The 12,908-nt window shown below is 34.2% G+C and carries 10 protein-coding genes; 5 read left to right on the top strand and 5 right to left on the bottom strand.

What is annotated here, in order from left to right; all coding sequences use genetic code 11:
* Positions 1-882 carry a sterol desaturase family protein gene (locus tag BUE24_RS03055; RefSeq protein ID WP_073313769.1) on the top strand — a complete coding sequence of 294 codons (882 nt, stop codon included), beginning with the start codon at positions 1-3 and terminating at the stop codon, positions 880-882.
* Between the two features lie 24 nt (positions 883-906).
* Here the strand turns inward: BUE24_RS03055 and BUE24_RS03050 are convergent, their stop codons facing one another.
* A complete protein-coding gene (locus BUE24_RS03050) occupies positions 907-2,592 on the bottom strand; it encodes a serine hydrolase domain-containing protein (protein ID WP_073313764.1) in 1,686 nt (561 codons plus the stop codon).
* Between the two features lie 248 nt (positions 2,593-2,840).
* On the opposite strand from BUE24_RS03050, the gene BUE24_RS03045 reads away from it, so the two are divergent.
* Genes BUE24_RS03045 through BUE24_RS03030 form a run of 4 tightly spaced genes read left to right on the top strand, consistent with a single transcriptional unit; the run spans position 2,841 to position 7,935 of the window.
* Positions 2,841-5,225, top strand: coding sequence for a TonB-dependent receptor (locus BUE24_RS03045; protein WP_073313762.1), 2,385 nt, complete (start codon positions 2,841-2,843; stop codon positions 5,223-5,225).
* 23 nt (positions 5,226-5,248) lie between these two features.
* Positions 5,249-6,103: a DUF4249 domain-containing protein gene (locus BUE24_RS03040; RefSeq protein WP_073313760.1), complete on the top strand. Its 855-nt coding sequence runs from the start codon at positions 5,249-5,251 to the stop codon at positions 6,101-6,103.
* Between the two features lie 21 nt (positions 6,104-6,124).
* A complete protein-coding gene (locus tag BUE24_RS03035; RefSeq protein WP_073313758.1) occupies positions 6,125-7,177 on the top strand; it encodes a sensor histidine kinase in 1,053 nt (350 codons plus the stop codon).
* Complete coding sequence (locus BUE24_RS03030) at positions 7,174-7,935, top strand: LytR/AlgR family response regulator transcription factor (protein WP_073313756.1); 762 nt, start codon at positions 7,174-7,176, stop codon at positions 7,933-7,935. Before BUE24_RS03035 ends, BUE24_RS03030 begins: the two co-directional genes overlap by 4 nt.
* A 22-nt stretch (positions 7,936-7,957) precedes the next feature.
* Here BUE24_RS03030 and BUE24_RS03025 read toward each other — a convergent pair whose 3' ends face one another.
* The 4 genes from BUE24_RS03025 to BUE24_RS03010 are packed head-to-tail and all read right to left on the bottom strand — an operon-like array spanning position 7,958 to position 12,711.
* On the bottom strand, positions 7,958-8,641 hold the full coding sequence (locus BUE24_RS03025; RefSeq protein WP_073313754.1) for a LytR/AlgR family response regulator transcription factor: 684 nt from the start codon (positions 8,639-8,641) through the stop codon (positions 7,958-7,960).
* Complete coding sequence (locus BUE24_RS03020) at positions 8,638-9,657, bottom strand: sensor histidine kinase (protein ID WP_139241900.1); 1,020 nt, start codon at positions 9,655-9,657, stop codon at positions 8,638-8,640. The genes BUE24_RS03025 and BUE24_RS03020 overlap by 4 nt, the downstream gene beginning before the upstream one ends.
* Positions 9,658-9,675: 18 nt before the next feature.
* Positions 9,676-10,371 (bottom strand): hypothetical protein, encoded by a 696-nt coding sequence (locus BUE24_RS03015; RefSeq protein WP_073313750.1) that lies wholly within the window; start codon positions 10,369-10,371, stop codon positions 9,676-9,678.
* 21 nt (positions 10,372-10,392) lie between these two features.
* On the bottom strand, positions 10,393-12,711 hold the full coding sequence (locus BUE24_RS03010; RefSeq protein WP_073313748.1) for a TonB-dependent receptor: 2,319 nt from the start codon (positions 12,709-12,711) through the stop codon (positions 10,393-10,395).
* Between the last annotated feature and the right edge of the window lie 197 nt (positions 12,712-12,908).

The raw sequence follows: 12,908 nt of genomic DNA, 5'->3' as shown, positions 1-12,908 counted from the left end.
ATGATTGAATTTTTATCAAAAGAACTAAGTTGGATAGATGTAGACTATTGGTTTTATGTATTCAATGATTTAAGCCTTATTTATATTATTGTTCCTTTTTTTGTATTAGAACTTATTCGGTATGCCTGGCAAAAACGCTTGAATACGAACTTAGTTCTAGATAGTCTTGCTAATATTATCACCTTTGGTGCATTTCTAACTATTGAATTTTTATTGGGCTTGTTGGCGGTAACCAAGCTTTATTTCTGGGTGTACAACCACATTAGTCTGCCCCATTTGGAACTGAATTGGATAACAATCATTACTTGTGTTCTATTGGCTGATTTTGCTTATTATTGGGAACATCGAATGATGCATCGTATTGGTATTGGTTGGGCAACCCATACAGTACATCACAGCTCTCCTCATTTTAATATGTCTGTAGCGTATCGTTTTGGACCCTTGGATGCAATTATGCCTATCATTTTTTCTTTACCTATAGTAATGTTGGGTTATGATCCCATTTTGGTATTGTTGTCAGAAGTTTTTGTACAGGTATTTCAAACCTTATTGCATACAGAAATCATTGGTAAGTTTATCAAACCAGTAGAGTTTATATTCAATACGCCTTCTCATCATCGGGTACATCATGGATCGAATAGACAGTACTGGGATAAAAATTACGGGGGTATTTTGATCATTTGGGATAGAATGTTTGGTACATTCGAACCAGAGATTGAAACTGTACGCTACGGAATTTCAGAACCATTGCATAGCACAAATCCAGTAAAAGTGTTTTTTCATGGGATCACCCGTTTGGCCAAAAAAATAGGAAGTGTAGAAGGATTTAAAAACAAGTTTTTGGTATTGATTAAACCACCTGATTGGATGCCTAAGGAGTAAATCAAGAGCCTTAGGACTATACATCTAATTCGAAAACACCCCATTGGTTTTTGTGAACTTCACATTTTTCATTCGATTAGAAGATACCAATAATCCAGATATAGTTTCTTTTTTACGAATAAATCGGACACTTTTGATGTACCAGGTATTACTAACAAAAAAATCTTTGAGCACAGGATGTAACTCTGTATCCTCTTGCCGTTGATGGCTTAAGATTAATTTTCCTTCTTTTACTGATAGCATGATAAAAGTATTGAGTTCTTCACTGAAATAAAGCCCTTTAAAAGATTGCAATTGATTTTCTGTGTAAGAGATATCTTCATATTTTTCCAAAATACTACCTCTTCCCTTTTCTGGCAATATTTCCATTTTAGATATTGCATTGTTCGAATTAAAATCAATTTCATAGTAGTCCTTAATTCCATACATCACAAACTTTTGTTTACTTATCGGAACAAGAGGAAACTGTCTGTTTTCATGAATAATATATCGTAACGTATCATTCTTCAATTTGATGGTTCGAGAATAATCCTTTTCAAAATCCCAATACTTCCCCTCAAAAGATTTTAATTTTCTATTTGTGAGTTTAACCGGTGTAAACGGTTTGCTTATTTCCTTTTCTTCAGGGATTAGTGGTTTTTTATCTGACTTCAAGAAGATATCTGCAGTTTGTAATGCCAACCTTTTGGTATCGGCATTATTTCTATTACTAAAAACACAAATCGAAAGTTTTTCTTCTGGGATACGTACCAAATAAGATCGGTATCCAGCTTCTGAACCCGTATGCTGAATAATTTTTCTATTCATATGTGTACTGTGGAACTGTCCCAAAGCTCCTCCAAACTTGGTTCCGTCATTTAGTGTTTGCTGATTGTCTAACAATTGAATCAATTCTCTAGATCCTAATTTGGTGTCATAAAAATTAATCATCCATTTTGCAATATCCTCGCCAGTTGTAATAATTCCTCCAGGGCCATAAGTATCTGTCGAAAATATACTTTTTACATATCCTCTATTTGTCTTTTGATAGGAATACGCTCGGTTTTTGATAACACCTCTATAATTGTCTTGTACCCTACTGTTGTTCATTCCCAAGGGTTCGAAAATATATTTTTTGAGAAACTCAGGGAGTTTCATCCCAGAAACTCGGGCGATTACCTCTGATAGCAAGGTGTATGAAGAGTTGCTGTAAGAATAGCGTTCTCCGGGTAAAAACCCAAGAGTGCGTTGCTTGTATAGAAATTCCAGTACCATTTGATGGGTAATGACATCATCTAACTTCCATCCTGCCAAAGACAATAAATGCCATTGATCATTAAGTCCGCTAGTATGCGACATAAGATGCCTGAGGGTAATCACATTTCCGAAGTCGTGCAGTTCTGGAATAAATGTTCTGACATCATCTTCTAATGTTAGTTTTTCTTCGTTCTGTAATAATAGTAAGCCAAAACATACAAATTGCTTGGTTAATGAAGCAATATTAAAGGGTGTTTGTGGGGTAAAAGGAATGTTATATTCTAGGTTTGCATTTCCAAATCCGTGACTAAAAATTAATTCACCATTTTTTACAACAGTTACTACAGCTCCTGGGGTATTAGGAATAGAATATTCATAAAATAGAGCGTTTATAGTCTTGGTATCCACTTGAGAGGTAGCTAAAACACAATGAATGAATACTATAAAGGACGCTATCCTTTTTGCGCTTTGCATTTTGAAATTGGTTTTAAGGTCTAATTTGGGTGAGAATATAATTAATTCGTCTTAAATCCTAAAAATTATTGCAATTAGATCGCAATAATTCTAAAGTTTTTTAAGATAAAAATGAATCCATCTTTTTCAAGATCTTTCGGGATCTATTTTCCTGTATTCATCGGTAAAAATCCAGTCTTATCTTTTTTTGGAGTGCAGTCGAGACCTATACAGATAGCTTTGGTTGTAAATGTAAAACCAAAATGCTTATGAAAATCTTTGTGAATATCGTCTTAGGATTCTTTTTGATCACATTACAAGCTCAAGAAAAATATACCTTGAGTGGTTATGTAAAAGATGCAGCCTCAGGAGAAAGTCTATGGGCCGTTACTATAATTACTGGCTCAAATCAGGGAACCGTGACCAATGATTACGGATTTTATTCTATTACACTACCCGAAGGAACCTACAATGTCCAACTTTCTTTAATGGGATATAAAACAAGTGCTCAGGAAATTTATATTGATAAAGACACAAAATTAGATTTTGAATTGGAAGAAGATATTGCGCAACTCAGTGAGGTCACCATCACCTCTTCTGGAGCCAAACGTACTGCTTCAGTAAAATCCACAGAAATGAGTGTGATTCAGCTTTCTTCAAAAACGATAAAAAAGTTACCGGTTGTTTTGGGAGAGCCTGATATCTTAAGATCCATACAACTTTTGCCAGGAGTATCAAGTGTAAATGATGCTTCTTCAGGGTTCAATGTACGCGGGGGATCAGCAGATCAGAATCTGGTTTTGTTAGATGATGCTACTATTTATAACGCTTCTCACCTATTTGGTTTTTTCTCGGTTTTTAATACCGATGCTGTAAAAGATTTGAAGCTATACAAGGGAGGTATTCCTTCCATTTACGGTGGACGCTTATCTTCTGTATTAGATGTAAAACAGAAGGAAGGGAATATCAAGAAATTTGGAGGAACCTTGGGTCTAGGGCTTATTGCAAGCAAAGCAATGATCGAGGGCCCCATTGGTAAGGGTAGTAATGATGAAGGTAAAGGTAGTTTTATGCTAGCTGGTAGACGCTCTTATATCGATCTGTTTGCTCCATTGGGAGGCGATGACTTTCAGGATACTAAGCTTTCTTTCTATGATATTAACTTAAAAACAAACTATACCATTAATGAGAATAACCGATTGTTTTTGTCTGGATATTTCGGCAGAGATGTCTTTGAACTCGGAAGTCTACTGGGAACTGTTTGGGGTAATGCATCTGGTACTTTACGCTGGACAAGTGAGCTCAATGACAAGTTATTTTTGCAAACTTCTGCCATATTTAGCAACTATGATTACAATTTGGATAATTTACGTTCTGGAACCGAGTTTAGATGGAATTCCAATATCCTAAATTATAACCTTAAGCCCAGATTAACCTGGTACATCAATGATAAAAATACAATACGTACAGGATTAGATGTTACGTATTACAACTTTCAACCAGGAGAAATCAAACCTTTGGAAGGTTCTTCGGTTAATCCGGAGAAATTCAGAGAGAAGTTCGCGCTCGAATCCGCTGCTTATGTGGATTTTGAGCAACGGATTTCTGATAAACTAAGTCTTCAATATGGAATTCGATTATCCAATTTTAATCGTATTGGAAAAGATGTCATATTGCAATATGAAACGGGTAACCCTCTTACCTATAATGCTGTGCAAGATATTTATGAAGAAAATGATGTTGTCGGAGAAACTGAGTTTGGTTCTGGTAAAAGTATCGAAAACTTCTATGGTTTTGAACCTCGGTTTTCTGCTCGATATTTGATTAATGATCAAAATTCTTTAAAATTAAGTTACAACAGGAATTATCAATATCTACATTTGATCTCCAACACCACTTCTGCTACTCCATTAGATGTATGGGCACCAAGTGGTCCATTTTTAAAACCACAGTACTCTGATCAAATCGCTCTGGGCTATTTCAGATCTTTTGCTGATGGAGCATATGATTTTAATATAGAAACCTATTACAAAAGTTTACAGGATGTTACTGATTTTATCGACGGTGCGGATTTGTTATTCACCGAAAACATTGAAACACAAGTCGCTCAAGGAGATGGTAGAGCTTACGGACTGGAACTTCAAGTCAATAAAAATAAAGGAAAGCTTACCGGTTGGTTGAGTTATACCTTGGCCAGGACAGAGAGAAATGTACTCGGAATAAACAATAACGAATACTATCCAGCCAATAATGATCAATTACATGAACTCAACCTCGTTGGGATTTATAAACTAAATGATCGATGGGATTTTGGAGCCAACTTTGTTTTTGGTTCGGGAAAACCAGTAACCTATCCAACTGGGCAATATGAGCAAAACGGACTTGTAGTTGCCGATTATCAAAACAGAAATGGCGATCGTTTACCAGCTTATCACCGACTAGATGTATCAGCTACTCTCAATCCCAAAAAAGGGAAGCGAGGCAGTTGGATATTTAGTATTGCTAATCTGTACAATCGCCAGAATGCCGCTTCAATTTTCTTCAGAGAAATTAGTGAAGTAAATGATATGGATGTAGCTACGGGAGAAACCCAGGCTACCAAGCTTTCTTACTTCGGAATTGTTCCCAGTATTACTTACCAATTTAGATTTTAAAAAACCTTCAAAAAACAAGCAAGATGAAAAAACTAGTTTTAATATGCTCACTGATCTTTATTTACAGTTGTGAAACTGATGTAACCAGCGATATTACCCTAGCAGGTAGTGCCCCTAGATTAGTGATTAATGGTGGGATAGAAAGAAATACTACTACTCCATTAACAGAACAACGCATACGGTTAACGACCACAACAGGATTTTTGGATGATACGGATCCCCTACCCGTTACCAATGCAACCATCATAGTAAATGATGGGAATCAGGATTTTGAGTTTTTGCATACCGAAAATGGAATCTATACAAATTCTGGTATCACCGCTAGCTTAAATACAAGCTATACCATCACTATCCAATGGCAGGGAGAAACATATCAAGGTAGTGATACCCTTAACGAAGTAACCAATTTTGATAATGTTTATGCCGTTTTTGAAGAAGAAACCTTGTTTACAGACGAAGGGTATTTTGTAAAGTTTGATAGTACAGACCCGGCAGATATCGCTAATTTTTATTACTATAGAGTATTTCGAAATGGAGAGTTTGTTATTGTTCCAGATCCCGGAAACAGCAGGACACTGGTGGAGAGCGATGAGTTTTTTGATGGACTACAACGTATAGAAGTGAATCCCAATGAAGAAGTAATATTTGAATTGGGAGATGCTGCTATTATCCAGCAATTAGGGATTTCTGAAGCGTATTATGAATACCTATTAGAACTCTTTGTGCAAACCGGAAATCAGGGTCTATCATTTGTTGGTAATCCTCCTCCAGCATCCATTAGAAGTAATGTTTTTAATTTGGATACCCCAAGTAATCGAGTTTTAGGCTATTTTTATGCTGCTGATGTGGAAGAAGAATCTTTGATTATTTCAGAATAATAGAATAAACGATAGAAGTACATGCTAAAAAACGGAAGAGTATATATTTATGGGACATTCGTTCTCTTGATTGTGTTCTTTAATTTCGTATACGAGTTAGAGCACACTTCAATACAAGAGGCAATACAAGAGACGATTGTCATTCTTCCAACCACATTTTTATTTATATGGATCATTTATAAAGTCAGAGCTATTTTAACTACAAAAAATAAGTTCTTCAAAAAACGACTCATTGATCCATTGAATAAAGTGGGCATGATCTCTATGATTGTATTCAAAACATTATTTATAAGTGTTTTGTGGGAAGTGATGACTTCCTATTTGTTTATAGATGATGATGATACCGTGGATTCTGGCCTTTCAGAAGGTTCTTTGTTTCTTGTCGTACTGGTAAGCGTACTTATTGTTACTTTGTTTGTTTACTTCTTTGAAAATTACCTTACTGTAATAGAAAACAGACATAAAATGAAAATGGAACTTTCGAAACATGAAAGTGAAAAGATCATTTCAAAATACCTTTCCCTAAAAAAACAACTGAATCCACATTTCCTGTTTAATAGCTTCAATAGTTTATCGGCATTAATCCATACTGACACACATAAGGCTGATACGTTTCTACAAGAGTTATCGAATGTATATCGATACAATTTGGATTATAGTGAGGAGCTCGTAGTCCCTGTAGAAAAAGAATTGGTGTTTATTAAGTCGTACATGGAACTACAGCGTATTCGTTTTAAAGAGGCAATTGTTATTAATTATCAAATCGATGCTCCCAAGATGAAGTATCTGATTCCTCCTATGACTCTGGAGTTACTGGTCGAAAATGCAATCAAACACAATGTTGTCGAAAACGAAAATCCACTACTAATCAATATTGTAACTCAAGGAGATTATATCATTGCCGAAAATAACTTCCAACCTCGAAAAACACCAATTGGTAAGGACTCTTCTTTAGGAATTGGATTAAAAAACCTGAAAAACCAATATGATTTGATTCATAAAGAGATTCCAACATTTACTATAGAAAACCAAAAATATATTGCAAGAATTCCTTTAATCGCTCCCAACTTATGATTCAGGCTATAATAATAGAAGATGAAGAGATTGCGGCCATCAAACTGCAAAACATGATACAAGAATTGGATACAAACATCCGAATAGCACGTATTTTGCCTTCTGTTAAGGAGTCCGTGAGCTACCTCAAAGCAAACATACCGGACCTGATCTTTTTGGACATCAATTTATCTGATGACAACTCTTTTGAAATATTCAATCAAGTGGGATCGATTACTTCAAAGATTATTTTCACGACCGCCTATTCAGAATATGCGATCAAAGCTTTTGAACAAAATAGTATTGATTACCTATTGAAACCGATTGCAAAAGAAAAATTACAGCGTAGTCTGAACAAATTGAAACAATACGAAGATCATCATCAAATACAATTGGATTATGCGCAACTCTTAGGTAATATCGAAGATTCTTATAAAAAAAGGTTTTTGGTCAAAACCGGAAATCAATTAAAAACTGTAAATATTGAAGAAGTAGCTTATTTCTATTCTGAAGATAAAATTACTTTTATCAAGTTGAAAAAAGGAGAAAGATTACCCATAGAATCCTCATTAAAAAGCATTGAAAATGTGGTGAATCCAAGGGATTTTTATAGAATCAACCGTAAATATATCGTACATACCTCTTCTATTGCTAAAATGTATTACTCTTCAAAATCCAAGATCATTTTACATTTAATCCCTACACCAGATGATGCACAAGTTGCTGTAGCTATTGAGAAGATAGGAAAATTTAAAAAATGGTTGGGCGGAGATACTTAATTTTGCGAATACCGAATATAGCTTATTGATGAGTGGGGTCTATTCTATTAAGAAATTTTTCTTTATATGTTTTTCCAATGGGAAGCGAAATGTCTCCAAAGTATACCATGTTTCCATACACTTTTGTAAATCTATTTAGATTGATCACATATGATCTGTGTATTTGTACAAAATTGAAATTCCTTAATTTTTCGGCCCAGTTTCGCAAACTATCTAAAATTAGAATTTGCTGTTCTTTAGTTACTATTTTTACATAATCAACTTCGGCTTTAATATATAAAATGTCATCTACATTTACCTTGTAAATAGTCTTGTCAGCATATAAAAACAATTGATTATCTGGTGCTTTTGGTGTTAAATGTTGATCTCTAAAACGGGTTATTGCTTTAAAAAAACGTTCATACGAAAAAGGTTTAACCAAATAATCTAATACAGCCTCTTCAAAAGCTTCTACGGCATAGTTAGGGAAAGCGGTAGTTACTATTACTTTAGGCGGATTTTGTAGAGTCCGTAAAAATGAAAGTCCATTGAGTTCAGGTAGTTGAATATCCAAAAATAAAATGTCTGTCTTATACAATAGTTCTGCAGGAATATCGAGACCACTCTCATAAACTCCCAAACAATCTATAAAAGGAGTTTTGTCAATATAGCCTTGTAATACCTCTTGAGCAGATAATTCATCTTCTATCAGTAAACATTGTATCATAATTCAATTTTCAATAGCACCTTGTATTGGTTGTTTTCAGTTTGAATTTGCAATTCGTGCTTTTCGGGATATAATAATTGCAATCGTTTTTGCGTGCTTTCGATCCCTACTCCACTTTTTTTCCAGGTTTCATCAATGTTGTTTGCAATTTTTGCATACGGATTTTCGCAGGTAAACAACAAATTATTTGTGTTTAGTTCAATGTGAATTTTGATAATATGATTACTCCCTTTTAATACACTAGCATATTTAAAAGCATTTTCAATAAAACCAATTAGCAACAGAGGTGCTATTTCTATCTCTTCCTGATCCAGGTCTGAAGAAAATTGAACGACAACTTTGTTAGATAAACGTTCTTCTTGTAAATGGATATAATCTCGAATATGCTGTATTTCTTCTCGTAAAGTTACTAGATCATGTTGACTTTTATGCAGCACATAACGAAAACTATCTGACAGTTTCAAAAGTAATTCAGGAGTATTATCATCCTTTCGTAATGCATTGGCATATATAGTGTTTAGTGTATTGAATAGAAAATGAGGATTTATTTGCGCTTTTAGAGCCATGAGTTCTGCTTGTTGCTTCTCTTTGGATAATACCTCAAAAGTCACTTGTTTTTTATAATTATTTTTTACCGAATATATGGCATAAAAAACAACACCAAAACTGATATAAGTAAGCAAATTAGTGAAAAAATGAACCCAAAAATCAGTGTGCTGTGGATGAAAAAAATTATCAAAGAATTCATACAACATGATATTCGATACTAAAAAGAACAACAAAATGGGTGCGTTTTTTAGTTTGTTTTTAATCGGGAAATACCAGAAATACAGCAAATATGAGATAGTCATTTTAAAAACCAATGCATTTATCTCATGAAGAAAAGACATCATATAACCTCCTTCTCTTCCAGCATATTTTATATATGGATATAAAAAGACCATACTCCAGATAAAAACGTGCAACAAGGGCTCTATAGTTATAAATTGTTGATATGTGTTTTTAGTTGTTCTCACTGATGACAAGGTACAATTTTATTCATGTGAAATTACTAAATCCTTTATCGCCGCCTTCGCAAAAATTACTTGCTCTCCTGTAGTTCCACTAATACGAAACATTAAATGTCCATTAGGAAATGGTTTGCAGTCTTCTTGTTCAAAAATGATATTACCATCCAATTTAAACCACAATCTATTTCCAACCTTACCTATTTCTATGGTATACCATTTCCCTACTTCTACAATGTTTTCTTTTGTATTTTGATAAAAGCCTCTTTTGTTTGGAGATTCGTTCTTGAAGAAGAAAGGTTTATTTCCATGTGATCGATTGTTGAAAGTAAGATTGTAATGCTCTAGGTGTGTTCTCCAGGTCCAGAATTCACTTCCTTTTGTCTCTGGCGGCGGTAAGGTTAGTTTTTCTGAAGCACCATTGTCTGAAGCAGAAAAAAGAACAATAAGAACAGAAGAATCCGATAGGGCTTTTATCTTATAATTTAATTGTAAATCTCCTATATAGCTTTCTGGGCTAATCAAGAAAAAGCCATCAGATCCTTCTATTTCTTCCATAATTAATTCGTCTCCGATTACTGTGGTCTTGCCCTTATCAAGGGTTTTCCAGGTGCTTAGCTCCTGTGGTGTTATTGCTCTTTGTATGAGTTTGTTATTGTTACAACTATTTAGTCCAATCAGTAGACTCAAACCTATAATTCTAAGTAAAAAAGGTGATTTCATAACTGTTTTTTTGTTTTTTGATTAATCGACGGATCCGTCATGCGAGTAATTTCTTTTTTTTCTGTTTCTTGTTTTTTCTGTGTTCTGAAAGAGTTTGTAGGTAAGGCCAAATAACCAGCCAAAAGTTTGGGATTGAAACCGCCAGGTTTCTCTTTGCACTATATTGGGTAATACTAGTGTTCTAAATCGTAAGTTTTGATCAAAAACATCTACAATTCTAAGGTTAGCGATAAGTCTATTTTCCAAAAATTTTGCTCGTATAGCTGCATCCAAACGATTTCTGGGTTCGGTAAAATTGAAAATGCTTTGGTTTTTTGGATTGTATCGATAGGTGAAATCTGTACTAATCGTTTTGGAAAGTTTAAAAGTGTTTTTAAACATTAGATTAGAACTATATAAATCATCCCAGGTTACATTTGGTTGATTTGCTTTGGTGTAATAGTAATTTATTGAGAGTTGGGTATTCCAGAAGTTCGCAATGTCATATTGAAATGTGCTTTCGATCCCGTAAGAGTTTCGACTTCCCAAATTTTCGAAACTAACAATTCTTACACCATTTGCATCGATGCGATCAATCCATTGAATAACATCTTTTCGATATCTGTAAAAAGCTGATAAAAAAGCTTTTATGGTATTTCTGTTAAATTGATAGTTTATTTCCAAATTATCAGAGAATTCGGGAGTTAAGTTTGGATTTGCATTCCATTGAAAGTATTGATTTCCGATCTGAAAAGGGTTTATATTTCTGAAGTTAGGCCGGGAAATTCGTTTACTATACCCTGCTGCAAATGTATTTTGATCATTTAGGTTATAGGATAAATGAACAGATGGAAATACATTCGAAAAATTTAAATTGATTTCTTGATTGGTATCGGTATTATTACTCTTAGAACTAAAGCATTCATAACGAAGTCCGGCTTGCCAGTTCCATTTTGGGGTACTGAATTTTGTTTGTATATATCCTCCTAGTTCATACTCGTTATAGTCAAAACTATCATTGGTAGCACTGGCCTCTGTAAGTTCCAGCTCTCTTGAGCTATCTAATTCTCTATAATTCCAGGAAAATCCTGAAGCTATAGAAAATGAGTTTAAGGGTAATTCGTAATCAAAGGCAAATGCATGTAACCTATTTATGTTTGTTTGTTTTTCTCTAGATAAAAACACATTTTCTTGAATGTCTACAGCAGGTAGAATATTTTTATTGTTGGTTACATTGTAGTCTATTTCCAAGAAGTGACTTTCATTATCAAAACTTGCTCTATAATTCAAGTTATAATCGGTAGTCTTATGTGTGTGTGAAGAGTTTCTGGTATATACAAAATCTGGCGAATTAGTGATATTTGTATAAAATGTATCGTTATAGAAACTATGAAAATCATTTGTGTGATCGACCTGAAATGATAATACCATATTTTCGCTTAAAAAGAAATCTATTCCTGAGGAAATTCTTGAGACTTTCCCGTTAAAATCGTGAGGAGCATAAAGATCTCTAGTGTTCCCATTGGTATACCGCTGAAAAACCCATTGTTCACTATCCATGTTTCTCCTACCATCAGAAGCACTCAGCCTAATATTCATTCTGGAGAAATTGTAGTTGCCGTCAATGCCATATCGATAACGTTTGGTACCTACCGAAGAATTTAGGTTGAGGTTAAATCCGAAGTTTATATTTTTTTTTAAACTAATATTGATAATCCCAGATAGTCCATTGGCTTGATGCTGCGCAGAAGGGGATGTAATGATTTCTATTTTGTCAATACTAGAAGCTGGTATTTGCTCCAGGAGTTCAGAAGCATTCAGAGGAGATGGTTTCCCATTCACCAATATACGAACATTACCAGCCCCCCGTAATGAAATGACACCCGTGCCTAGATCTGTTTCTATTTCTGGTATTTGATCAAAAGCCTCTAATGCAGAATTTCCTGATTGCTGTAGATCTGCTCCGAGGTTGATGATCTTTCGATCTATTTTTAGTTCTGTTGTTGTCTTTTCAGATTGAATGATAACTTCATCTAGAGTGTTATACACAGGATGTAGGATGACCTGTATTTCATTGGATAATTCAATTGTGCTTAACTCGACTTTGATCGTTTCATAGCCTATAAAACTAACTTCCAAATGTGTCCATTCTTTAGTTGTTGTTACTCGGAATTTTCCTTGATTATCAGAGGATGTACCATCTACTAATAACGTATCATTGTATAAAGCAATGGTCGCAAATGGTATAAATTCTGCTGTTGTAGCATCTGTTATTGTTCCAGTATAAGTAGTTACTCTTTTTTGACAGAAAGTATAGTTAGAAAAAGGAATAAGAAACAATAAAAGCAGAATGAATCGCATTAATTTAAGTTTTTAGCCTTCTATATAAAAGGCAGTACGACTCAAATATGAGCTTTTGCATTACGAAAACTAATTTTGTTCTGTCAACCTATCACATTATTCTGTAAACGGATATTTTCTTGATAATTATTAGATCAAAACAAAAGCAGTTATTGTCAATTCATCTTTATTAAAAGAAAAAGCGGAAACATATCCAT

It is taken from the genome of Aquimarina spongiae, assembly GCF_900141785.1.
Lineage (GTDB): Bacteria > Bacteroidota > Bacteroidia > Flavobacteriales > Flavobacteriaceae > Aquimarina > Aquimarina spongiae.
This window is presented reverse-complemented; position numbering and strand designations above follow the sequence as displayed.